Origin of the sequence: Rhizobium sp. T1470 (genome assembly GCF_042140505.1) — a bacterium.
Lineage (GTDB): Bacteria > Pseudomonadota > Alphaproteobacteria > Rhizobiales > Rhizobiaceae > Rhizobium > Rhizobium favelukesii.
Genome location: NZ_CP148092.1, coordinates 569,183 through 593,179 on the forward strand (window position 1 = coordinate 569,183; position 23,997 = coordinate 593,179).

Genomic DNA, 23,997 nt, shown 5'->3' on the forward strand with positions numbered 1-23,997 from the left:
CGTAACTCTCGGTTGCTTGAAAGCTCGAGCAAAGGGATGCGGGCTCACTGTTTAACCGCGCGGGCAGTGTCCACGACATTGCTAACAAACGAGGCTTTCGCTGCCGTGTAACCATCGCCGTCATAGGCGAACTCCTTGGCCAGACTAAGTTTCAGCGCTTCGTAGGCGGCTGACGTTTCCGGATGCGCGATCAAGTAATTTCGAAACACGATTCGACGGCGGTGCGTCTCGCTTCCTTCAGGGCATAGATAGATGCGCTGTTTCGGGACGGTGGCTCGCTTCATGAACGCGAATACATCCTTGTCGTAGCGGTTGCCTCGAGGCTCATATCCTGCAATGACCATTAGGCTGTTCGCTTGAAGCACATCGCCAACCGTTGGCAAGATAACATCGACGTTGATCATGGGCTTGGCTGATAAGCCAGGGATTGCCGTGCTGCCGATGTGCTCGATAGCGATAACAGCACTCCCCAACAGGCTCTTCAGAGCGTCCGCGATCCTCAAGAAATGATCAGGCCAGCTGGCGTCGTAAGGTACCAGTTCGACCAATTCGGGCATATCCGCTTCCCTTTTCCGGCGAAAGTGCGATTGTGAGCGTCCTTAACCACCGCCGCCTTGATACTGGTTGATGCAATGCCGCCAATGGAAGATGGCGCGCCGACCTATCGGCAAAGGTCGGCACTGCGAGGAGGAGTTCGTACGGCCGCAAGTGCCACCTCAGATCTCCGTTGGACCTTTTGCCGGCGTCGTGAACCAATGTGGACCGTCTTCGGTCATATAGATGTGATCCTCTAGTCGAATGCCGAATGCACCGGGAAAGACGATCATTGGCTCGTTCGAAAAGCACATGCCGGGAGCAAGTGGTGTTCTGTTACCGCGGACGATGAACGGAGCCTCATGGATTTCGAGGCCAAGGCCATGACCGGCGCGGTGCGGCAAGCCGGGCAGGCGATAATCCGGGCCAAGGCCATGCTGGGCAAATGCGTTGCGAGCGGCAGCGTCAAGGCTTTCGCAGGGTGCCTCCAGCTTTGCTGCCTCGAACACAGCCTCCTGCCCCTCACGCTCTATTGCCCAGGCACGCTCGAATTCGCCATCGCCGCCGTCAAGCATGTAAGTGCGCGTCAGATCGGAGTGATATCCGTCAATGCGGCAGCCTGTATCGACGAGGATGACGTCTCCCGGCTCCAAGATCTGCTCACCATCGGCGCCATGCGGCAGCGATGTCGCCGATCCAAATGACACTATGCAGAAATTGGAGCCATTGTCGGCACCCGCATCGCGATGCTTTTGGTCGATGAAGCGGGCGACTTCCGACGCGGCAATGCCGGGCGTGATTGTGTCGCGGACTTCACGGTGGACGCCCAAAGTAATGTTCATCGCATACTGTATCAGGGCAATCTCGCCCGGCGACTTGACCGCCCGTAGCGTGCGCAGGATGGGCCCGCCGTCGATAAGCCGTGCTGCACCCATCTCTTCGGCGAATGCGTGATAGAAGGCCAAGGGGAGTGCGTCGTCGAGTGAAAGCTTGCCGGATGGGCCGACCAATCGCGCAACGAGCCCAACGCTATTTTCTTCCTCTTCCCAACTGAGGATGTCGCCGGGCAGGTGGGGCAGTGCTTCAACGCGACTACGTTCGAAGCCGGGGACGATGTAGGTGAGTTTCTCGTCCGTCACAACTGCACCGAGCAGCCTCTCGCTAAGATGCCAGACGAGGCCGGTGAAGTAACGCAGGCTCTCACCTGGCCCAAGGAAGGTAGCCGCAACGCCATTCGCCTGCATGCGGTCACGAAGGCGCGACAGGCGACTGTGACGCTCGCCTTCCTTAATTGCTGCGACGGGATGAGACCAGACCGAATGTAACACGCTATTATCTACCTGCAATCAATGCCGAAATGAGACACTCGATTCCAAGCATAGGTCAATTGTAGGCAAATTGTCGACAAGCTTATCCCGGGTTGCAACATCCTCATCGGCCAATACACCATCCCCGGTGTCCTTATCGGTAGCCAGACGAGAACCGACTTCGAACGCGGCTATCAGGCGAAATTCGGTCAGAAACCAACGCATTTGCTCGGGGCTTTCTGAGCTGCGTTGTCGGCCTTGTTCGTGTCACCGGACTCTTCGGGGGGCGGCCGCAAGGGGCGTGGCTTGGTGATCCGCTTGGGGGCAGCGTCTTTCATCTGCATCATCGTAACATGATCGTTCGCCGCATCTGCGATGTTCGCCAAGGCATCCAGTCGGCCAAGCGCGCGCAGCGCCATCGCCAGAGTGTTGAACGCGATACCTGGGGTCCCCGTTCTCCAATCGGTGCAAGGTGGCCCGAGAGATTCCGATACGTCGTGCAAAGTCGTCGGCCGCGATCCTCCTGATGCGACGGGCAACGGAGATGTCCTCCCCGATCTTCCGCATGACGCGTTCGATCTGGGGATGGATTGCCCCACCCTTCGTTTTCCTGATTCCACGGTCATTCATGTCTCACACGCGTGCTACGCCTTGACCTTGCCGAGTTCTTCTACCGGAACGCTCATGGCCGCCGCCAGTGCCGCCTTGCCATGGTCGGGCATGGCCGACCGTCCGGCGATAATGGCCTCCTGCCACGCTTTCCCGCGATCCCATGCCTCTTTGTAGGCATCGGCAAGGAGGCCGCTTTGCCGCGTCTCTGCGAGCGCCTGTGTGAGCAGCGAGGCTTGCAGGAGGTCCTTTTCCCGCTTTGCCCGCCCGAGCGCGTCTGGGAGCCGTCTGGAGGCCACGATGAGCTCGTGGACGGCATACCGTTCGGGAGCCGGGACAATTACGCTCACGCCTTCCCTGTGCAGCAGGACGGTCCTCACAGGCTCGTAGATCAGGTAATCGAGGAACCGGAGGTTTTCCGCCGACGCCCCGCCGAGGGTGGGCATGTTGTCGAAGTCGAGCATCGTGCGGAGATCTGCTTGACGGACTGCACCGTACAACGAGGCGGTCATAGGAGGCTGGCGTCATATGACGGTTGGGAATTGCCGCTCGTGGAATACTTTCCGCCTGCCGCTCCAGCACTGGTAGAGGTGTAGGCGAGTGTGGTCATTGATTGAGCGCTCCTATCGGCTTGTCCAAGCAAGCCTCGTAAAAATTTCTGCATCCAGATGGGCAACGCGGCGAGGCCGGCACGCAGGTCGTCGCGGATCGCGTTTCCATGCTGGGCGCAGATGCCAACAACTGCGCGCCCGCCAGCTTTTGATCGCTCCGGGCTTAAAAACAGGCATTTCCCCGCGAAAAAGGAAGATCCTATGCGTTGTGCGCATAGGTGGGGTGAGGGATTGTCGCTGGTTTAAACCGATTGAAACATCTATATTCCAATCATCGAAACGACGCCGGAACCAAGCAAGGTTGCTGACGTCAGACAAGCCTCAGGAAAGGGGATCATCATGAACGTAGCACGCTCTTTCAACAACTGGCGCAAGTTCCGTCAGACCGTTACCGAACTTGGCCGCATGTCCAGCCGCGAACTGCAGGACCTCGGTATTGACCGCGCCGACATCCGCAGCGTTGCCCGCGCATCGATCGCGCGCTAACCGCACAGCATTTGGTCTTTAAGACTGCTCGACGCCCGCTGATGACGCGGGCGTTTTTGCGTTGATCGTCCGCGTCTAAGATCGGTTGGATCCTTGCTCTGTTCGTCAGCCTTTCCGACTTGTATTTTTTGCATAGCTGCAGTGCAGCATAAGGCATTGGCACGGTTTATGGTCGGTGTATGATGACAGCCATCGAAGCGATGCACCTCCTCCCGCAAAGCTTCGAGTTTCAGACGGCCCACTCCTCCTCCCAAGGGCGTCTGTAGGAACGGCGGCACTCCTCCTCCCAGTCGCTGTTCGGTTCTTTTCGAAAAGCCTGCCGCACCTCCTCCCGCGGCAGGCTTTTTCGTTTTCGGAGCCTTGGTTCCCGCACTAGTACCGCGCCACAGAGATTATGACGGGTTGGGTTATCGTAGAATGGGCAAGTCTTCTGGTGGGATGAGAAGTTGGATGCTGCGTGCTGCGCCTGGCACGCGGGATATAAATCCTGCCTTCTCGAGGGTCAGCACCATCTGGTGAACAGACGGAGCCGTAACGGCGAAGTGGCGACGCATGTCGGCTTCGGCCGGAGGCTGTTTGAAGATGCGGCTGTAGGCGTAGATGAAGGCCAGGTACTGGCCTTGGACTTGCGTAAGGCCATGTCTTGCCGTTGCGGCTTGCGGGTCAAGTGAGGGACTCATTTTCGGATTCATCTGCGTCTCCGCGCTGAAGGAGGTGTCGATGAATATAAAGTTTCACGTAGAGCTTAGCCAATCGGAACGTGATCAACTGGCCGTTTTGTTGAGCGGGGGACGCCATGCGTCGCGCAAGATCAAGCGCGCCCAGATCCTGGTGGCGGCGGACGAAGGCTTCAGCGACGAGGTGATCGCGGCAACCTTGAACGTCAGCGGATCGACGATTTACCGGACCAAGCGCCGGTTTGTGGAAGCCAATCTGGAAGGCGCGCTCAGTGAAGAACCGCGCCCGGGTGTTGAGCGCAAGCTATCGAGCAAGGAGGAGGCGCTGTTGGTGGCGACCGCCTGCTCAAAGCCGCCGCCCGGGCGAGCCCGCTGGACCCTGGAGCTTCTGGCCGATGAGATGGTCCGACTCACCGATCATGACGAGTTGTCCTCGGAGACCGTACGTCGCCGGCTGGCTGAGAATCATCTCAAACCTTGGCGCAAAGACATGTGGTGCATCCCAAAGCTCGATGGGGAATACGTCGCGCGCATGGAGGATGTTCTCGACCTCTACGCAGAGACGCCTGATCCACAAAGGCCCGTGGTCTGCTTCGACGAGAGCCCGACCCAACTCATCGGCGAAGTGCGCGAGCCCATTGCGGCCAAGCCTGGCCAGCTTGAACGCTACGACTGCGAGTATCGCCGAAACGGCACGGTCAATCTGTTTGTCTTCATGGACGCCCACCAGCCCTGGCGCAGGGTGAAGGTCACCGATCGGCGAACCAACCAAGACTTCGCCCAGTGCATGCGCGAACTGGTCGACGTCGATTATCCCGACGCCCCGATCATCCGCGTGGTGATGGACAACCTCTCCACCCATTCCGCCGGGGCGCTTTACGACGCATTTCCAGCCCCGGAGGCTCGAAGGGTGCTGAAGCGACTGGAGTTCCACCACACGCCCAAGCACGCCAGTTGGCTCAACATGGTCGAGATCGAGATCGGTGTCCTGCGCAGCCAATGCCTCGACCGTCGTATCGACAATAAAGACACCATAATCGCCGAAGTCGCAGCCTGGGAGCAGCAACGCAACGCTAATGGCGCAAAGATCCAATGGATGTTCACAACCGAAAAAGCCCGCCAAAAGCTCCGCAAAGCTTACCCCGTCAAAGAGTCATAATCTCTGTGGCGCGGCACTAGGTTGCGATCGAGTTGTCGCTGTTCCTGCGTCGCGTCGCGGGCTGAGGTTGTGTGTTCGGAAGGCGCATTCGGATCTGCAGATTATTCTGGGTCCCGGCTATGCCGATCTGCCACCCGGAGCCGATCGTTATCTCGTGAGGCTTTCCAAACCTTTCACTCAAGGCCAATCGGAAAGCGCTATTTTCGGGAACCGTCAAAAGCAAGCGGCCGTTTGCCCTGCCAAGCGCTGTTCAATAAATCGAGGGATTGCGCTTGCCCAGCGACGGGCCTGGCCGCTCAAGCCTTGTCAGCGCAGCAGATCGCTATAATCCATTTACGTGATGATATGATCGGTCATCAAACACCCTCATGGCTTTGCATCATGTCGCCGGCTCGGCCGTCGCAAGAACCTTCAGCGGAGAGACCATTGAAGCAATCTGGAAACGTTAAGCCGTTGTACCGAGAGTCGGGACATTCGGCGGAGGAGCGCGGTGCTCTTTTCGACTACGCGTTTGAAGCTGCGCTGGTTGGCTAGTCCTTCTGGCAAGATCATCAAGGATCGACTTCCCTAATAGCGAAAGGAGAGCGTAATTTCGGCAGAGCACATGGATCTCTCGCCGTAGCAAGATCGCGAGCGATATAGACGAGTCGAAATTTGCGATCGGGACTTGAAATCGCGTGTTTCCGAAGCCCATGCCCAGCGGACTCGCCATATAAGCAAGGGGCATTGCGCGAAGATAAGATTGCGGCTGGAACTGGAGGGCGAGTGCGTTGACGATCTTCGGATCGAGCTTCACGACTGATCGAAATCCCGCGGAGCAGCCTCAATGACTTCATCGATTCTGCCTTGAGCGCATCGAGGGGCGATCCGCCGATGCTCGGTCATTTTTGAATCAGCCATTGCCACGCCGCGCCCGATCGTCATCGCTGCCGCTCCCGTCGACCACCGAAGCGCAAGGTGACGGGCAGCGGCGCCGTTCCAGGGCCGATTTTTGATGCGGTGCAGCAACGAACCTGTCTTGACTGGTCATATTTTTCGCGGCTCCATGAGAACTGATCTGCTGGACCAACCAGTGGGTCAGTTGGGGGTGAAGACGGTGATGGACGACAGCCCGATACTCACGCAGATGCCAAAGGTCGGGCAGAGTCTCGACCGGCGCACGGCTCGTGACCTCATCGCCGACAAGCTGATGGTGCTAATCGCCACCAACATGCTGCGCCCCGGCGACGTCTTGCCGGGTGAACGGGAACTCGCCAATGTGCTTCATGTCAGCCGCGAGACTGTGCGCGGTGCCATCCAGACGCTCGCCGCGCGCGGCTTCGTCGAGGTGTCTCAGGGCAGCCGCACGCGGGTCTGCGATGTCGATCTGAGCCATCTGACCGTTACCATCGCTTCGCCCAACGCCATCGACAGCTATGATCTCGACGATGTTCATGCGGCCCGGCTGCATATCGAGCTGAAGGTCGTCGGCGATGCGGCCGATCGGATTGATGAAGAGACGCTGGGCAAGCTCAAAAGCCTGCTCGAAGCGCAGAAGCTTTGTGGCGATGACGCCATGCGCTTCCTGATCTGCGACCGCGAATTCCACATCGGGATCTATCGGGCTTGCGGAAACCCGCTGCTCTCCGATTTCGTCACCGATCTCTACACGTACATGATGGACTACCGGCGCAGCGCGATGTCACGGCCGGGCGCTATCGATGCCAGCTATGACGACCACGCCGAGATCGTGAAGGCACTGGAGCGGCGCGACCGGGAGACGGTGATCGCCGCATTTCGCCAGCATCTCACCCGGATCTACGACACGACGAAGGAACTGGTTGGCGGCAGTGCGCAGAAAAAACGGGAAAAGAACAAGAGCGGGACGGCAGGCTGATGCGGCTGAGCCGGGCAGCAGACGGGGAGGTTCGCCGGAAATGCATGTGATGGTGATTGGAGCGGCCGGGATGGTCGGCCGCAAGCTGGTGGAGAAGTTCGCCTCAGAGGAAGACGCGCTTGGCTACGATATTTCCAGGCTAACGCTGGTGGATGTGATCGAGCCGCCAGTGCCTCAAGGGCTGTCGCCGGTCGCGAAGGCACTCGCGCTTGATCTTTCAACCGAGGAGGCCGCCGGGAAACTGGTCGCTTTGCGCCCCGACGTGATCTTCCATCTCGCGGCGATCGTTTCCGGTGAGGCCGAGGCTGATTTCGACAAGGGCTACAAGGTCAATCTTGACGGAACGCGGGCGCTCTTCGAGGCGATCCGCCATGAGGGTTTGCGCGAGCCCTATGTTCCGCGCGTCATCTTCGCCTCGTCGATCGCCGTTTTCGGAAAGCCTTTCCCTGAAAAGATCGGCGACGAGTTCTTTACCACGCCACTGACGAGCTACGGCACGCAAAAGGCGATCTGCGAACTGCTTCTCGCCGACTATTCGAGGCGCGGCATTTTCGATGGCGTCGGCATCCGCCTGCCGACGATCTGCATCCGCCCCGGCAAACCCAACAAGGCGGCGTCCGGCTTCTTTTCCAATATTCTCCGCGAGCCGCTGGCAGGTCAGGAGGCGGTATTGCCGGTGGACGAGAACGTGCGCCACTGGTTTGCAAGCCCGCGTTCGGCGGTCGATTTCTTCATTCATGCCGCGCGGATGGATACGTCCGCGATCGGCCCGAGACGCAATCTGACTATGCCTGGCCTTTCTGCCCTTGTTGGTGAAGAGATCGAGGCGCTCCGGCGTGTGGCCGGTGAGAAGGCGGTCAAGCTCATCCGCCGTGAGCCCGACCCGGTTATCCGCTCGATTGTTTCAGGCTGGGCGACCGATTTCGACGCGCGGCGTGCTTGCGAACTGGGTTTCAAAGCCGAAACCAACTTCGACGAGATCATCAGGATACATATCGAAGACGAACTCGCAGGAGATATCTGAGATGGTCCGCGCTTTGAAATCCGGCGAAGGCAAGATCGCATTGGTGACGGGCGGCGGCACGGGCGTGGGACGCGGCATCACCGAGGCCTTAAGCGCGGAGGGGTATACCGTCGTCATCACCGGCCGGCGCGCCGACGTGCTCGATAAAGCCGCTGGCGACATAGCAGCGCAAACGGGAGGAGCCGTGCAGGCGATCGTCGCAGATATCGGCGACCCGGCTGCGGTCGCTCGCCTTTTCGAAGCGATCCGCACGCAGTTCGGCCGGCTCGACCTCTTGGTCAACAATGCCGGTTCCACCGTGCCGCCAGTGTCGCTGGAAGATGTGACCTTCGAGCAATGGAGCGGTATTCTTGCCGCCAACCTCACGGGTGCCTTTCTCTGCACACAGCAGGCGTTCCGGCTGATGAAGGCGCAGGCGCCGCGCGGCGGGCGGATTATCAATAACGGCTCGATTTCGGCCCAGACGCCACGGCCGAACTCCGCGCCTTACACCGCAACCAAACATGCGATCACCGGGCTGACCAAGTCGACCGCACTCGACGGGCGCAAATATGACATCGCCTGCGGCCAGATCGATATCGGCAATGCCGCAACCGACATGACGTCGAAGATGAATTCCGGGGTGTTGCAGGCCAATGGCGAGACCGCCAGTGAGCCGACGATCCCGGTCGCGCATATCGCCGAGGCCGTTGTCTACATGGCAAGCCTGCCGCTCGAAGCGAATGTGCTGACGATGACGGTCATGGCGACGAAGATGCCGTTGGTGGGGCGAGGGTAAGGGCAGTCGAGAGGGAACCGGACGGTGTCTGAGAACGGCATGAGGAAGCCGCCGGACAATCCGCCGATTGCAGAATGAAATTCACAGGGAGGAAAGCATATGGCAGGCGTTGACTTCGTCGATGTCAGAAAATCATTCGGAGCCATTCCCGTCATCAAGGGCGTGAACATCGAAATCGAGGATGGCGAATTCGTCATCCTTGTCGGCCCCTCGGGCTGCGGGAAATCGACGCTTCTGCGAATGCTGGCCGGGCTTGAAAACATTTCGGCAGGCGAGATCCTCATCGGCGACAAGGTGGTCAACGCCCTGCCGCCCAAAAATCGGGATATCGCCATGGTGTTCCAGAACTATGCGCTCTACCCGCATATGACGGTCGCCGACAATATGGCTTTCTCCCTGATGCTGAACGGCTCGCCGAAAGCCGAGATCGAGAAGCGCGTCGGTACCGCGGCCGGAATTTTGGGACTTTCCAAGCTGCTCGACCGCTATCCGCGCCAGCTCTCCGGCGGCCAGCGCCAGCGCGTGGCCATGGGCAGGGCGATCGTGCGTGATCCGCAGGTGTTTCTCTTCGACGAACCGCTGTCCAACCTCGATGCGAAACTGCGCGTAGCAATGCGCGCCGAGATCAAGGAACTGCACCAGCGGCTGAAAACGACGACCGTCTACGTCACGCATGACCAGATCGAGGCGATGACCATGGCCGACAAGATCGTCGTCATGCATGACGGCATTGTCGAGCAGATCGGTTCCCCGCTTGATCTCTATGACAGCCCCGCCAATCTTTTCGTCGCCGGTTTTATTGGCTCGCCGGCGATGAACATGATCAAGGGCCGGCTCGATCCGCAAAATCCAAACAGCTTCATCGCAACCGATGGCACGGCGCTGCCGGTCGCGCGGCCGCCCTCGGCGGGACGAGGGCGCGATCTCATTTACGGCCTGCGGCCGGAATATATGTCGCTCGACCCGAACGGGTTTGCCGCCAGTGTCGCGGTTATCGAGCCCACCGGCTACGAAACGCAGATGATCGTGCGCTTCGGCGGAACCGACGTCACCTGTATTTTCCGCGAACGCGTGAACGTGCGGCCGGGAGAGGCAATCCACCTGTCGATCGATGCCAATCACGTTCACCTGTTCGATGCCGAAACCGGAGCCCGGCTGATCGACTGATACCGCCCCGTTTTCGCTGCGCGAGGGAAGAGGAGCCCTGACGCATCCGGTTTCGGGGCCGGCGTTTCCGGCAGTGCCGGAAGCCATTGCCGCCGCATTCGCCAAACGGGACGGCGGGTGCCGGTACGGACATGTCCCGTGCCACGAAGGAGGAGCATGATGACTTTCAAGAGACGTGATTTTCTTACCGCATCCGCCGCGGTCGCGGGCATGGCCGGTCTTTCGCCTTTCGGCATCCGTCCGTCTTTCGCTCAAGGGGCGGAACCGGCTTACAAGCCGGAGGAAGGCGCAAGCCTGAGGCTGTTGCGCTGGACGCCCTTCGTCAAGGGCGACGAGGATGCATGGCTTGCCAATACCGCGAAATTCACGGAAACGACCGGGGTTGCGGTCCGCATCGACAAGGAAAGCTGGGAGGACATTCGCCCGAAGGCCGCGGTCGCCGCGAATGTCGGGTCCGGGCCGGATCTGGTGATGTGCTGGTTTGACGACGCCCACCAATACCCGGATAAACTTGTCGATCTGACCGAGCTCGCCAACTATCTCGGCGGCAAATATGGCGGATGGTACGATGGCGTGAAGGGCTATGCTTCACGCGGCGACAAGTTCATCGCCATGCCGCTGACGGCCATCGGCAACGCGGTGTGCTACCGCGACAGTCATATGAAGGCGGCCGGCTTCAGCGACTTCCCGAAGGATACCGATGGCTTCCTCGAACTCTGCAAGGCCATGAAGGCCAAGGGAACGCCCGCCGGATTTCCGCACGGCAAGGCCGTCGGCGACGGCAACAATTATGCCCATTGGCTGCTCTGGAGCCATGGCGGCAAGATGGTCGACGAGGGCGGCAAGGTCGTTATCAACAGTCCCGAAACGGTGAAGGCGGTCAACTACGCCAAGGCGCTCTACGAGACCTTCATTCCCGGCACCGAGAGCTGGCTCGACATCAACAACAACCGCGCTTTCCTCGCAGGCCAGGTATCGCTGACGGCCAACGGCGTCTCGCTCTACTATGCGTCGAAGAAGGATCCGGCAATGGCGGAACTCTCCGCCGACATCCGTACCACGAACTTCCCCGTCGGTCCGGTCGGCCAGAGCGTCGAACTGCATCAGACGAGCTCGCTGCTTTTGTTCAACCACACGAAATATCCCGAGGCGGCCAAGGCCTACATCAAGTTCATGATGGAGGCCGACCAGATGAATGCCTGGATCACAGGTTCCAGCGCCTATTGCTGCCAGCCGCTCAAGGCCTTCGCCAGCAATCCCGTCTGGACGTCCGACCCGATCCACGCGCCCTATGCGCGCGCTTCCGAAACGCTGCGTCCCAACGGCTATGCCGGGCCGCTCGGCTATGCCTCCGCCGGTGTGATGGCCGATTATGTGCTGGTCGACATGTTCGCGACCGCCGTCACGGGGCAGAAGACACCGGAAGAGGCGATAGCCGAGGCTGAGCGCCGGGCAAACCGCTATTACCGGGTCTGAACCGGCGGCAGCCGCATGGCCGCCCAGATAGGGTATCGGCGGAATTGCTCCCGCCGGTCCCCATTCCCCAATTCGTCATACGGGAGATGACCGATGCCCACAGTATCGTCCAGGAAGCCGCCTTCGGCGATGGGTTCGCTCATGCAGAACAGGAATATGATCGGCTTCCTCTTCATGCTGCCGGCCGCCGTCTTCCTTGTCTGCTTCCTGACCTATCCGCTCGGCCTCGGCGTCTGGCTCGGCTTCACCGATACGCGCATCGGCCGTGACGGAGTATTCATCGGGCTCGAAAATTACATCTTCCTTTCCGAGGACTCGGTCTTCTGGCTCTCGGTCTTCAACACGCTTCTCTACACGATCGTCGCATCAATCCTGAAATTCGTCTTCGGGCTCTGGCTGGCGCTGCTGTTGAACGAGAACCTGCCGTTCAAATCCTTCTTCCGGGCGATCGTGCTTTTGCCCTGGGTCGTTCCGACCGTGCTTTCGGCGCTGGCCTTCTGGTGGATCTACGATGCACAGTTCTCGATCATCTCCTGGTCGCTGATGCAGCTCGGCGTGATCGACAGCCCGATTAATTTCCTCGGCGATCCAACAAATGCCCGCGCCTCGGTGATCGCCGCCAATGTCTGGCGCGGCATTCCCTTCGTCGCCATTTCGTTGCTGGCTGGTCTCCAGACCATTCCGGCCTCACTGCACGAGGCGGCGTCGCTAGACGGCGCGACGAGCTGGCAGCGCTTTCGCTATGTGACGTTGCCGATGCTGACACCAATCATCGCCGTCGTCATGACCTTCTCGGTGCTGTTCACGTTCACGGACTTCCAGCTGATCTATGTGCTCACCAAGGGCGGGCCGGTGAATGCGACGCATCTGATGGCGACGCTCTCCTTCCAGCGCGGCATTCCCGGCGGACAACTGGGCGAGGGGGCGGCGATCGCCGTGGCGATGATCCCCTTCCTGCTTGCCGCCATCATGTTCAGCTTCTTCGGCCTGCAACGCCGCAAATGGCAGCAGGGCGGCCAGGATTGATGAGGGGAAAATGACGATGACCACGACCGCGAAATCCGAAAACGCCGTTCTGACCGACGATGTACAGGGCATGAGCTATCTCAATCGCCTGCCGCGCCGGATCGTGATGGTTTATCTGCCGATGGCGGTGTTCGTCTTCGTGCTGCTCTTTCCGTTCTACTGGATGGCGATCACGGCGATAAAGCCAAATTCGCAGCTGACCGACTATACGAACTACAGCCCCTTCTGGGTGGTCGGCCCGACGCTCGATCATATCAAGTACCTGCTGTTTGAGACCTCCTATCCGGGCTGGCTGTGGAACACGATGCTGGTGGCCACCTGCGCGACGTTCCTGTCGCTGGCGGCATCGGTCTTTGCGGCCTACGCGATCGAGCGCGTGCGGTTCTCGGGCTCGCGGCCGGTGGGGCTGATGATCTTTCTCGCCTACCTCGTGCCGCCGTCAATCCTGTTCATTCCGCTCGCCTTCATCGTCTTCAAGTTCGGCATCTACGATTCCAGGCTGGCGCTGATCTTCACCTATCCGACGTTCCTCATTCCCTTCTGCACCTGGCTGCTGATGGGCTATTTCCGGTCGATCCCGTTCGAGCTCGAGGAGAGCGCGCTGGTGGATGGCGCGACGCGCTGGCAGATTCTGATCAAGATCATCCTGCCGCTTGCCGTTCCCGGGCTGATATCAGCCGGCATCTTTGCCTTCACGCTATCCTGGAACGAGTTCATCTATGCGCTGACCTTCATCCAGTCTTCGGAAAACAAGACCGTGCCGGTTGGCGTTCTGACGGAACTGGTCCGCGGCGACGTGTTCGAATGGGGCGCACTGATGGCGGGCGCGCTGTTCGGCTCGCTGCCGGTGGTGATCCTCTATTCCTTCTTCGTCGATTATTACGTGTCATCCATGACCGGTGCGGTGAAGGAATAAACGTCCGTTGCGCGGGCAGCGCCGCACTCAATCGTGATGGTCGTGGTCGTGGTCGTGATGAGATGGAAGGTCGAGGCCGACGGTCTTGATGAGATCATTTACCTGCGCCGGGCTGAGACAACGGGGGTTGAGGTTGCGCAGCAGCAGATAGAGCTTCGCCGTCTCCTCCAACTCCTTGGTTCGAAAAACCCAGCCTCCAGGCTGTCACCGGCGACGACCGGTCCGTGATTGGATGGATATCCCGTCATGTCCAGCTTCAGACCGCCATTCCAGGCTTGTTGATCGACAGCAGATGTCGAACGACAGGCTTGTGAGGGCCGCTGTGGAAAGCCAGGACCTTGCTCTGCAGGTCGGCATCCGCATTCGAGACGCGCTTGTGCTGCCTAAGGTGTTCAGCCCAGGATTCGACCATGAACCACTCCGTGATTTTTTCAGGATCGGCAGAGTCTTCCGTCACGCCCCAGCCATAAGCTCCGTCCCGTCGACGCTCCGAGGACATGTCGTCGAGAGCATGCAGGAATTTGGCGCGGTTGTGTTTCTCGACGCGGTAGTCGATCAGGATGAGCACGGGGCCGCGGTCGTTTGCGACCGGCTGGGCAACGAGAGGCTCCGGCCAATGGTTGGACGATACCAGATCGGCCTCGCCGGACGGAAGCTTGATCCGGTGCATGATGAAGCCTGCGACGAGCAATCCGGCGGCACCGACTAACAGCGTGCCAGGCACGCCGGCCGCTTCCCCGACGGCACCCCATCCGAGACTGCCGGCCGTCATCGCACCGTTGAACACGGTCAGATAGACGGCAAGGCCACGGCCCCGTACCCAATTCGGCAGGACAGCCTGCGCCGCCCCGTTCAGGGTGGTAAGGGCGGTAATCCAGGCAGCACCAAGGAAAAGAAGGACGACGACTGCCAGCCATTGCGGCGGAGCGAGCGAGAGTGCGGCCATGACGAGAGCCGTCACGAGTGCCGAGCCCAGAAGAAGACCGTCGGAATCGAAGCGCTGACGCAAACGCGGCATCACCAGAGCCCCACCGATGGCGCCTGCACCGACCGAACCGAGCAGAAGTCCGTAGAAGCCTGCATCCCCGCCCAGAAGCTGACGGGCGACCAGCGGAAGAAGCGCCCAGACCGCGCTGGCAAAGGCGAAGAAAATCGCCGCCCGCAAAAGCACGACGTGAAGCGGCTTGCTGGCTCGGGTGTAGCGCAGTCCGGCACGGAACCCGCCGAAGAAGTTCTCCGACAATGCGTCATCGGCGTCTTTGGCACGCGGCCACCAGACGAGCGCCGCGATGACGACGATGTAACTTGCAACGTCTGCGCCGTAGGTCAAGGCAGCTCCGAACGCGGCGAGCAGCAGGCCACCGGCAGCGGGGCCGATCGAGCGTGCGATGTTGATCCCAAGCGAGTTCAGGGCAACCGCGCTCTTCACGTCCTCGCGCGCTACCAGTTCAGGCACGATCGCCTGCCATGTCGGGCCCATCAGGGCGGCTCCGATACCGCCCAGAAAGGTCAACCCGATCAAAGCGCTGACCGAAAGCATACCCATGTAGGACAGTACCATCAGCGATATGCTGACGGTGGCGAGCAGGAGCTGGACAGCGATCAGGAACTTGCGTCGGTCGAGGATGTCCGAGAGCACGCCCGCCGGGATCGCCAGAAGGAAGATCGGCAGGGTGCCGGCTGCCTGAACCATGGCGACGGTCGCGGGTGCCGCCGAGAGATCGGTCATCAGCCAGGAACTGGCCACATCGCGCATGAAGCTGCCGGTGTTGCCCAGGACCGTTGCCGTCCAGAGGACAGCGAAGACAGGCTGGCGTAGCGGCGCGAAACTGCCGCCTGAAGATTCTGCGGCGCTCATTTGCCCGCTCCCTTAGTGAGGTCGGTGATGGCGACAATGACGAAGGCGCCGACAAGACCAAGATGCTCAAAGAAGGCGTTGGTCGCCATCATCCGTTCCATGCCGGAGGGCATCTCCCAGAACCGGACGGCGACGAACGTCGCAAGAAGCGTGAAGACGGCGAGCGCCAGTGCGCCAAGCCATCGAAGGAAGCCAGACAGGATCATTGCCGAAGCTGCCAGTTCGAACACGATGACGGCGACCGCGAAGAGGGCGGCCGGATGAAGACCGAAATGCTCCATCTCACCAATCGCACTCTGGAAATCGAAAAGCTTGGCAAGCGGTCCCTGGATATAGGCCGCGCACAGGCCAAGGAGCGCCACGAAAGCGACCACGGGGGAGGCGGCGAGCGAAGCGAGGCCGTTACGGCGTTGGGTTACGGAAATCATGATCTTGTCCTCACACGGCCCAGCATGCGCAACCGAGCGCGCCGAAAAAGCCCTTGAGATCGGCGATCGGCAGGTTCGATGTCCAGGCTCCGGCGTGGTCGTGGCCGTGGACGTTGCAGGAGCTGGTGCAGCTGCAGGTCGAGATCGCGGTCCGGCGCAGAGAGTTCATGCCTGCGCCTTGCGGTTCACCCCATGCCGCATAGCCGCCGAACGTGCGAACGGGAGACCAGTCCGGCATGGCGGGCGGTACGTCGTTGTCGTCGAGCGCTGAGAAGTCGCCCGCACCATAGACGATCTTGCCGCCGACCATGGTCAACTGCGAGGACAGGAACGAGATCTCGTCTTCGGCGCAGGCGAAGAAGTCCTTGTCCGGCACGACGAGGTCGGCGAACTGGCCTTTCTCGATCCGACCTTTCTTGCCTTCCTCATTGGAGAACCAGGTGACCTTCTCCGTCCACATGCGCAGCGCCGTCTCGCGGTCGAGGCAGTTGGCGCGCGGGTAGAGCTGCATGCCGCCAACGGTCTTTCCGGTCACCATCCAGGCGAGAGAAACCCATGGATTGTAGGAAGCGACGCGTGTCGCATCCGTACCTGCCGATACGTTGACGCCCTTCTCAAGCATGCGCTTGATCGGGGGCGTTGCTTCAGCGACACCATGACCGTAGCGCTCGACAAAATATTCGCCCTGATAGGCCATTCGGTGCTGTGTCGCGATGCCGCCGCCGAGCGCCGCGATCCGGTCGATCGAACGATCCGAGATAGTCTCGGCATGGTCGAAGAACCAGTTGAGACCCTCGAGCGGGATGTCCTTGTTGACCTTTTCGAAGACATCGAGGGAACGAGAGATGGTCTCGTCATAGGTGGCGTGCATCCGCCAGGGCCAGCGGTTTTCGGCAAGCACGCGAACCACCTCCTCGAGCTCGCCTTCCATCTCCGGCGCCATCTCGGGCCTTGGCTGACGGAAATCCTCAAAGTCTGCCGCCGAGAAGACGAGCATTTCGCCAGCGCCGTTGTGCCGGAAGTAATCGTTTCCCTGCTTGTATTTGACCGACTGCGTCCAGTTGAGGAAGTCCTGTTTTTCTTCCTTCGGCTTCTGCGTGAACAGATTGTAGGCCAGGCGCACAGTGAGCTGATCCTCATCCGACAATTTCTGGATTACGGCATAGTCGTCCGGGTAGTTCTGAAAGCCGCCGCCAGCGTCGATCACGCCGGTGATGCCCAGCCGGTTGAGCTCGCGCATGAAGTGGCGGGTGGAATTGACCTGGTATTCAAACGGAAGCTTAGGCCCCTTCGACAAAGTCGAATAGAGAATGCCCGCATTCGGCTTGGCGAGCAGAAGGCCTGTCGGATTGCCGTTGGAATCGCAGGTGATCTCTCCGCCCGGAGGGTTTGGAGTGTCCTTGGTATAGCCGACGGCGCGAAGGGCTGCGCCGTTCAGCAGCGCGCGGTCATAAAGGTGGAGCAGGAAGACAGGGGTATCGGGTGCAATAGCGTTGATTTCGTCGATCGTCGGCAGGCGTTTTTCGGCAAACTGGTGCTCGGTGAAACCGCCGACCACGCGGACCCATTGCGAGGCCGGCGTGATCGCCACCTGTCGCTTCAGCATGTCCATCGCATCGGCGAGTGACCGAATGCCATCCCAGCGAAGCTCCATGTTGAAGTTGAGGCCACCGCGCACGACGTGGGTGTGGTTGTCGATGAGGCCCGGCAACATCCGCTTGCCCTTCAGGTCGATGATCTTTGTATCCGGTCCGGCGAGCGCCATTATTTCGCTGTCGGTTCCCACATCCATGAACAGGCCGTCCTTGATGGCGACCGCGGTGGCGTTTGGATTTGCGCGATCAAGCGTCGTGATTAATCCGTTGTGAAAAACGATGTCTGCGCGCATGGAAGCGGCTCCGGTCTTGGTGGGATCGCCGGCATTGGCCGGGGAAAAAAGATTTGAAAAGGCGAAGGTCGATGCTGCGCCCAGGAATGTGCGGCGCGTGGTCATCAGCTTTTCCCCGATGTCGGATCTTCATGGGGCGGGCTCACCTCCACCACGTTTGTCGCGCCTTTCGGGAGGTGTCCGAACATGTGAGGCTTTACCTGATGAAGCCAGGAGACGGCAGCAGGCTCGCGAGCCCAGATGCTTTTTGCCAGCGGCACCAGCTGCTCGCCGACAAGGATTCCAAGCAGACCGATAAGAGCGACAACGGGCGGGGCGGGCGAACGGACATTGAGCAGGCTGTAGATCACGCCCACCAGCAGGCCGGCACCGAGTGACAGGAGATAGATTTTCATCGAGGATGACCTTCGCTTGGGGGAAGCATACTCCGGCAGATGGCGGCCTGCCGGAGCGATGACGGTTTTACTTCGCGGGGTTCGGGCCGATCCGCTTGCCATGGCTGACCCGCTCGGCGCCGCCGTGAACGTGGGTGACGGCATAGTCGATGCCCATGCCGTAGGCGCCGGAATGCTCCTTCACCAGCGACGTGACCGCGTCATAGGTTTCCTTGCGGGCCCAGTCGCGCTGCCATTCGAGCAGGACCTGCTGCCAGGTGACCGGAACGACACCCGCCTGCACCATGCGGTCCATCGCATATTTGTGCGCATCGGCGGACGTGCCACCGGAAGCATCCGCAACCATGTAAATTTCGTAGTCGGTGTCGTTCATGCAGGAGAGGGCGAAGGTCGTGTTGCAAACCTCGGTCCACAGGCCGGCGACGACGACCTTCTTGCGGCCGTCAACAGCATTTTTGGCAAGCGCGTCGCGGACGTTCTGGTCGTCCCAGGAATTCATCGATGTGCGCTCGAGGATATCATTGTCGGGGACGACGGCGAGCAGTTCCGGGAAAGTGTTGCCCGAGAAGCGATCGGTCTCGACAGTGGTGATGGTGGTCGGGACGTTGAAGATCCTGGCCGCCTTGGCAAGGCCGACGACGTTGTTCTTCAAGACCTGGCGGTCGATCGACTGAACGCCGAAAGCCATCTGCGGTTGCTGGTCGATGAAGATGATCTGGCTGTTCTGCGGGGTGAGGACCTGAAGCTTGCTGGACATCTCGTGTCTTCCTTTGGTTGGGTTGAAGCAAGGTAATGGGGCAGGCAAAGCGGCACGTCTTGAACGTTATGCCGCCCTATTGTTGGAAAGCGACGTCAGGCCGCCAGTGGTGTCAGCCCGGCCTCGATCTGGTCACGATAAGGCTCGTAGCGTGTTGGCAGTTTCAAAGCCTCGCCGAGGTGTGCCGTGTCTTCGTCGCGGTCGAAACCGGGTTCGTTCGTGGCGATTTCGAACAGTACGCCGCCGGGTGTCCTGAAGTAGATGGCCCAGAAGTAATCGCGGTCGATCACCGGAGTCACCTGGTATCCCGTATCCATCAGGGCCTTGCGAACTTCGAGCTGCTTTGCGCGGTTGTCGACAGCGAAAGCGATGTGATGCACCGAACCTGCGCCCTGCCTTGCGAAAGGCGTTTTCGAAAGCACCTCGAGGTCTATGGTATCAGCGCCGTTGCCGCCTGGGATGATGAAGCGGGTAACATCCCCATCAGTCTCGGCGCGCTGGTAGCCCATGAAGCCTAGCAGTTCGGAAGTGGCGGCGGTGTCATGCAGGCGGAACTTGGCACCGGAAAAGCCGCGGATACCGACGCTTTCGTCGATGCCGGCACCGTTCCAGGCTTTGCGGCCATCGTCGTCTGATTCGACAAGGGCGAACGCTTCGCCGTCCGGCCCTTTGAACAGGAGGCGGTCAGCACCGAAGGCAGTGTCGGCATGCAGGTTGCTGGCTCCCTTTGCTGACAGGCGATCCTGCCAGTAGGAGAGTGAGCCCTTGGGAACTGCGAACTGCGTTTCGCTGACTTCGCCGACGCCGGGGCGGCCGCGCATCACGTCGGGGAAAGGGAAGTAGGTCATGACGGAGCCGGGGGTGCCGGCCTCATCACCGTAGTAGAGGTGGTAGACGTTGGGGTCGTCGAAATTCACGGTCTTCTTCACGCGGCGCAGGCCAAGTGTGTCCGTGAAAAACGCGTTGTTCTGGCGGGCATCCGATGCCATCGACGTGATGTGATGCAGTCCTTTGATATCCTTGATCATGACGTTTGCCCTTCCGCGGCTGCTTTCGTTTGTCTGGTGTGATTGGAAACTTACGCCCGTTGATCGGCGGCCGGAATTGCAATAATAATTGTCAGTGAATTGCTCTGGGTGAAATAATAAATGAACGACTACAAGCTGCTTCGAACCTTTCTGCTGGCCGCCGAGAAGCGGAATTTCGCGCAGGTCGCGCGCGAGCTCGATATGACTCCAGCAGCCGTCACGCGGGCGATCGCTGCTTTGGAAGAAGATCTTGGTGTGCAACTCTTTGTGCGGACCACGCGTCAGGTGTCGCTGACGACCGATGGCGCGATCTTCGCCGCTCAGATACAGCCGGCGGTGCAGGTGCTCGACAACGCACGCAAGGATGTGATGAATACCCACAAGGCTGATCATGGCCGCCTGCGGATCAGCGCGCCGACCTGGTTCGGTCAGCAGGTCCTGCCACCCATCCTCTCCGCATTCAAGGAACGCTACCCGAAGATCAGCTTCGAAATCTCGCTCGCGGATGGGCTCGTGAACATCATCGATGACGACTATGATCTGGCGATCCGTATTTCCGCGGCCCCCTCAGACAAGTTCACGATCTGGCGCAAGATCAGCATCGTTCGCCGTATTCTCGTCGCCGCGCCGGGCAGCCGGTTTTCCGACATGAAGCACGCCAATGAACTCATTCCTGACGATTGCCTGGCCTACAGCGGCGACAGCAAACGGGAGACCTGGACGCTATCGGACGGCAGTGGCAGCGCTACGATTTCTGCGGGCCGCGCATTCAGCGCCAATAGTGGGGAGGTACTGGCGAGCATGGCTGCCGACGGAGTCGGGGTTGCTATGCTGCCCAAGTTCCATGTGGCCGAGTATCTGCGTACCGGACGGCTCGTTCACGTCCTGCGGGACTGGTCGCCGCCGGACTTATGGCTGACCCTGTACTACCCCCCGTACCAGGCGCTGCCGCCGCGTATCGCCTCGTTCTCGAAGTTCTTCGAACAACAAATCCCGGCGTTTATATCAGCGATCGAATGAACGATCGCCGATAGAGGAGGTGCCGCTGCCCTTACAACGTCTGCGAAGACGATATCACAGCACCCTGGGCGCAAAGGAGGGGAACGAAATGAGGTTGTTGCACATCGACACAAACATTCAAACGGTCGGTTCGCTGACCCGCGAGATGTCTCGCTGCGGTCGAGCGGCTCAAGAAGGGCATCGCAGGCATTGAAGTTCAGTACAAGGATTTCGCGGTGGAGCCGCTGTCGCACATTTCAGCGTCCGTCTTTTCGGCACATGCCCAAGCGCGGACGTTTCGGAGTACGACCAGACCGCGCTAGATGATATCGTCGAGAGCAGGAAGGCGCTGGCTGAATTCCTCGCCGCTGACATCCTCGTTCTCGGTGTCCCCTTCTTCAATTATTCGGTTTCCGTCGCGTAACAAGCTGATGATGTTGGCGACGAGACAGAGGGCAGAGCATGAGGATGCGGCCGGAGATGCCGAGAAGGCCGGGACCTACGTATCGATTTTTCTCGCGTTTCCGGTGGGGCAATTGATTGCGACTGCAGTGCTGCAGTCGCTCCTACTTGTGGTTTCTCTGTCCACTGTACTGGGCCTAGAGACAGTAAGGTCAATGGAAAGGCGACTCGGTGATGGAGGCGACCACCTCAGAATCGAACGTTTGGTTTAAATCGACGGGCCATGAATTAAGATTGGACGCATCTTCACTTTAAATTGGTCGGGACATGCATCCGCTCGAAGTCATCGCTGAGCATCCGCTCAAGCGAAACACGCCGGCGGCGCGCGCCCATGCGGTGTCCTCGACAATGTTTTCCTCTTCCCCTCGTTAAGGCCACGGCGGTGCGAGATCCATGTCTGAAGCAGTCCATCTCGCTCTTGCCGCTCAAGGAGTGTTGCGTCCCTCAGGCTCCTGAAATAGGTCCGTCATGTCTCGTTCCAGAGGTCGCTCTCAGAGAGTTTGTCGCGAATGTATGCCTGGACATGGGATTCGAAATCCACATCGTCCGTGCCCTGCGCTTCGAGGCGCATCGTATACGTGACGGTCGAAGCCCGCGCTTTGCGAGTTTCCGTGCGCAGGCATCGATGACATCCTCGAGTGAACTGTTTGGGACGAGCGCGTAGACGAGCGCACAATCCAGCGCCTGCGCTGCGCGCCACAGAGTGTTGAGCTGGATCGTCCCTGCCGCTTCCGACTTCTCGATGGCTTCGACGGTTTGGGGGCGCACGGCGATGCGCGCGGCGAGCTGCGCGCCTGTCATCGCGAGCGCGTCGCGCAGTGCCCGCACCTATCCCTTTGGCGGTGCTCTGAACCGGTCAATCGGTTGGAGCCCCTGCAATCCTTCATCGAGGCGCAAGCGCCCCCTCTTTCGACTGTCGCTCTTCATCCCTGGTCGCTGGCAAGGCCGAGGCGGCGAGGGCGCTGCTAACCCGTCACCGGCTCCGCTGCTGAGCGCTGCGGTTAGTGGTGCCCGCCAGCCGTCGAACAATCCCCGCCTTGCCAGCGACCATTGCGTCCTGCCCCGGCTTCAGGTCCTGCCGGGCCCCGCGCCGCCCCGCAACGGCGTTGCCGTCCTCCACCTGCGTTGCGGCCCTATCGGGTGCGGGCCGGCCCTTGCAGCCCGGCATTCGGACCGCCGTAGCAGGTCGCGATGGTCGCGACCTCGAAACGGAGGTTTCAACATGAGCCGGCAACAAACCCACCAACGAGCCGATCTCTATAGCCGCATCACCGACAAGATCATCGCCGAGCTCGAACAGGGCGTGCGGCCTTGGATGCAGCCGTGGAGCTCAGCCCAGGCGACCGACCGGATCACCCGGCCCTTGCGCCACAACGGCCAACCCTATTCCGGCATCAACGTTCTGCTTTTATGGTCCGAAGCGATCGCCCGCGGCTTCACGGCGCCAACCTGGATGACGTTTTGCCAGGCCCTTCAACTGGGGGCGGCGGTGCGCAAGGGCGAGACCGGCACCACGGTCGTCTTTGCCAGTTCCTTCATCCGCACCGAAACCAGCGACACCGGCGAAGCGGTCGAGCACGATATCCCGTTTCTCAAGGCCTACACGGTCTTCAATGCCGAGCAGATTGCCGGACTGGACGCGCGCTTCCATCAGCTCGCAGCCGTTCAGGATCCGCTGGTGCGTATCGGCCATGCCGACCGCTTCTTTGCCAACACCGGCGCCCTGATCCGCCATGGTGGATCGACGGCCTACTATGCCCCGGTCCGCGATCACATCCAGATGCCCGCCTTCGAAGCCTTCCGCGACGCTGCCTCCTATGTTGCGATCCTCAGTCATGAACTGACCCACTGGACGGCGGCGCCACACCGACTGGATCGTGATCTCAGCCGCTATGCCAAGGACCAAAGCGAGCGCGCCCGCGAGGAACTGATCGCCGAACTCGGCAGCTGCTTCCTCTGCGCCGATCTCGGCATCGTTCCCGAACTCGCCCCGCGGCCCGATCATGCAAGCTACCTTGCCGCCTGGCTCAAGGTTCTCTCCGGCGACAAGCGGGCAATCTTTGTCGCCGCCGGCCATGCGCAGCGCGCTGTCAGCTACCTGCACTACCTGCAGCCCGATCAGATAGACGACGGGGAGGCGGCGTAAAGCCGCATGTGTGAAAACGCCTTCGGGCCCTGGTTTGACCGGGGCCCTCTCTTTGGTTTTCAGAGCTGTGCGTGGCATGCCTTGATTCTGAGGGCGCGCATGACGCTGGATGCGAGGACCGAGAGCGCCATTTCAGTCTCTGCGCCTTTAAGGTTCCTCGTTAGGAACCGTCGACATCATCCTCTGATCAAGATTGACGCCGCGTTCGCACAGCATCGTTTCAAGATAGCTGATACCGTATTTGCAGTACCAGAAAACCGCCCAGGGTCACATCTCCGCGAAAATGCCGACACTTGAAATCGCTCATCGAAAAACCTGCTGCGAATACATCTGAGCCAGATGGCCCAACAATCGCGTTTTGCAACAGGGCCAAAGGGGCCCTAGGCGTCG

Annotated in this window: 21 protein-coding genes and 5 pseudogenes; 11 read left to right on the top strand and 15 right to left on the bottom strand. The window is 60.2% G+C overall.

Translation table 11 applies throughout. The annotated features are described in order from the left end of the window. Positions 1–44: 44 nt before the first annotated feature. The 4 genes and pseudogenes from WGT02_RS23900 to WGT02_RS23915 all read right to left on the bottom strand — a co-directional run. Positions 45–557, bottom strand: coding sequence for a GrpB family protein (locus WGT02_RS23900; RefSeq protein WP_208247081.1), 513 nt, complete (start codon positions 555–557; stop codon positions 45–47). A 159-nt stretch (positions 558–716) separates the two neighbouring features. Further along, entirely contained in the window at positions 717–1,862 is a 1,146-nt protein-coding gene (locus tag WGT02_RS23905) for a Xaa-Pro peptidase family protein (protein WP_024316055.1), read from the bottom strand. Positions 1,863–2,108: 246 nt separating this feature from the next. Next, positions 2,109–2,471 carry a helix-turn-helix transcriptional regulator gene (locus WGT02_RS23910; RefSeq protein ID WP_112334139.1) on the bottom strand — a complete coding sequence of 121 codons (363 nt, stop codon included), beginning with the start codon at positions 2,469–2,471 and terminating at the stop codon, positions 2,109–2,111. Between the two features lie 14 nt (positions 2,472–2,485). Beyond that, positions 2,486–2,896: pseudogene (locus WGT02_RS23915) on the bottom strand (GSU2403 family nucleotidyltransferase fold protein); the annotation flags it as partial. A 504-nt stretch (positions 2,897–3,400) separates the two neighbouring features. On the opposite strand from WGT02_RS23915, the gene WGT02_RS23920 reads away from it, so the two are divergent. Further along, complete coding sequence (locus WGT02_RS23920) at positions 3,401–3,547, top strand: DUF1127 domain-containing protein (protein WP_003552150.1); 147 nt, start codon at positions 3,401–3,403, stop codon at positions 3,545–3,547. 407 nt (positions 3,548–3,954) lie between these two features. On the opposite strand, the gene WGT02_RS23925 is transcribed toward WGT02_RS23920, so the two are convergent. Continuing rightward, positions 3,955–4,239 (bottom strand): LexA family transcriptional regulator, encoded by a 285-nt coding sequence (locus WGT02_RS23925; protein ID WP_225039569.1) that lies wholly within the window; start codon positions 4,237–4,239, stop codon positions 3,955–3,957. A 28-nt stretch (positions 4,240–4,267) separates the two neighbouring features. On the opposite strand from WGT02_RS23925, the gene WGT02_RS23930 reads away from it, so the two are divergent. The 8 genes from WGT02_RS23930 (at position 4,268) to WGT02_RS23965 (ending at position 13,646) form a co-directional block, all read left to right on the top strand. Further along, positions 4,268–5,383, top strand: coding sequence for an IS630 family transposase (locus WGT02_RS23930; protein WP_208245192.1), 1,116 nt, complete (start codon positions 4,268–4,270; stop codon positions 5,381–5,383). Between the two features lie 1,099 nt (positions 5,384–6,482). Continuing rightward, on the top strand, positions 6,483–7,259 hold the full coding sequence (locus WGT02_RS23935) for a FadR/GntR family transcriptional regulator (protein ID WP_024318495.1): 777 nt from the start codon (positions 6,483–6,485) through the stop codon (positions 7,257–7,259). 40 nt (positions 7,260–7,299) lie between these two features. Beyond that, positions 7,300–8,283, top strand: coding sequence for a D-erythronate dehydrogenase (gene denD, locus WGT02_RS23940; protein WP_208247083.1), 984 nt, complete (start codon positions 7,300–7,302; stop codon positions 8,281–8,283). A 1-nt stretch (position 8,284) separates the two neighbouring features. Next, a complete protein-coding gene (locus WGT02_RS23945; RefSeq protein WP_208247085.1) occupies positions 8,285–9,061 on the top strand; it encodes an SDR family oxidoreductase in 777 nt (258 codons plus the stop codon). Positions 9,062–9,160: 99 nt separating this feature from the next. After that, entirely contained in the window at positions 9,161–10,228 is a 1,068-nt protein-coding gene (locus WGT02_RS23950) for an ABC transporter ATP-binding protein (protein WP_024318492.1), read from the top strand. A gap of 159 nt (positions 10,229–10,387) precedes the next feature. Continuing rightward, positions 10,388–11,704, top strand: coding sequence for an ABC transporter substrate-binding protein (locus tag WGT02_RS23955; RefSeq protein ID WP_024318491.1), 1,317 nt, complete (start codon positions 10,388–10,390; stop codon positions 11,702–11,704). Between the two features lie 93 nt (positions 11,705–11,797). Next, positions 11,798–12,730: a carbohydrate ABC transporter permease gene (locus tag WGT02_RS23960; protein WP_208247087.1), complete on the top strand. Its 933-nt coding sequence runs from the start codon at positions 11,798–11,800 to the stop codon at positions 12,728–12,730. A gap of 16 nt (positions 12,731–12,746) precedes the next feature. Then, a complete protein-coding gene (locus WGT02_RS23965) occupies positions 12,747–13,646 on the top strand; it encodes a carbohydrate ABC transporter permease (protein WP_024318489.1) in 900 nt (299 codons plus the stop codon). A gap of 27 nt (positions 13,647–13,673) precedes the next feature. Here the strand turns inward: WGT02_RS23965 and WGT02_RS23970 are convergent. From WGT02_RS23970 to WGT02_RS24000, 7 genes and pseudogenes are all read right to left on the bottom strand, one after another. Continuing rightward, positions 13,674–13,879, bottom strand: a pseudogene (locus tag WGT02_RS23970) (aldolase); the annotation flags it as partial. A 23-nt stretch (positions 13,880–13,902) separates the two neighbouring features. Further along, a complete protein-coding gene (locus WGT02_RS23975; protein WP_208247089.1) occupies positions 13,903–15,504 on the bottom strand; it encodes an MFS transporter in 1,602 nt (533 codons plus the stop codon). Further along, positions 15,501–15,932 carry a DoxX family protein gene (locus WGT02_RS23980; protein WP_024318486.1) on the bottom strand — a complete coding sequence of 144 codons (432 nt, stop codon included), beginning with the start codon at positions 15,930–15,932 and terminating at the stop codon, positions 15,501–15,503. Before WGT02_RS23980 ends, WGT02_RS23975 begins: the two co-directional genes overlap by 4 nt. 10 nt (positions 15,933–15,942) lie before the next feature. Next, a complete protein-coding gene (locus tag WGT02_RS23985) occupies positions 15,943–17,925 on the bottom strand; it encodes an amidohydrolase (RefSeq protein ID WP_208247090.1) in 1,983 nt (660 codons plus the stop codon). Beyond that, positions 17,925–18,215, bottom strand: a complete 291-nt coding sequence (locus WGT02_RS23990; RefSeq protein ID WP_208247092.1) for a XapX domain-containing protein — start codon at positions 18,213–18,215, stop codon at positions 17,925–17,927. Before WGT02_RS23990 ends, WGT02_RS23985 begins: the two co-directional genes overlap by 1 nt. Before the next feature lie 67 nt (positions 18,216–18,282). After that, the gene (locus tag WGT02_RS23995; RefSeq protein ID WP_208247095.1) at positions 18,283–18,972 is read right to left on the bottom strand and encodes a hydrolase; all 690 of its coding nucleotides are present in this window, start codon (positions 18,970–18,972) and stop codon (positions 18,283–18,285) included. 95 nt (positions 18,973–19,067) lie between these two features. Further along, positions 19,068–20,000, bottom strand: a complete 933-nt coding sequence (locus tag WGT02_RS24000; protein ID WP_208247097.1) for a VOC family protein — start codon at positions 19,998–20,000, stop codon at positions 19,068–19,070. Positions 20,001–20,120: 120 nt separating this feature from the next. Between WGT02_RS24000 and WGT02_RS24005 the strand changes: the two genes are divergently transcribed. Further along, on the top strand, positions 20,121–21,020 hold the full coding sequence (locus tag WGT02_RS24005; protein ID WP_024318481.1) for a LysR family transcriptional regulator: 900 nt from the start codon (positions 20,121–20,123) through the stop codon (positions 21,018–21,020). Between the two features lie 714 nt (positions 21,021–21,734). Here WGT02_RS24005 and WGT02_RS24010 read toward each other — a convergent pair. Together WGT02_RS24010 and WGT02_RS24015 are read right to left on the bottom strand one after the other, a co-directional pair. After that, positions 21,735–21,931 (bottom strand): annotated as a pseudogene (locus tag WGT02_RS24010) (cell filamentation protein Fic); the annotation flags it as partial. Then, a pseudogene (locus tag WGT02_RS24015) lies at positions 21,928–22,388 on the bottom strand (mobile mystery protein A). The pseudogenes WGT02_RS24010 and WGT02_RS24015, both read right to left, overlap by 4 nt. Before the next feature lie 295 nt (positions 22,389–22,683). Here WGT02_RS24015 and WGT02_RS24020 point away from each other — a divergent pair. Continuing rightward, positions 22,684–23,607 (top strand): ArdC family protein, encoded by a 924-nt coding sequence (locus WGT02_RS24020; RefSeq protein ID WP_208247099.1) that lies wholly within the window; start codon positions 22,684–22,686, stop codon positions 23,605–23,607. A 186-nt stretch (positions 23,608–23,793) separates the two neighbouring features. Here WGT02_RS24020 and WGT02_RS24025 read toward each other — a convergent pair. Next, positions 23,794–23,914, bottom strand: a pseudogene (locus tag WGT02_RS24025) (IS6 family transposase); the annotation flags it as partial. Positions 23,915–23,997 lie beyond the last annotated feature (83 nt).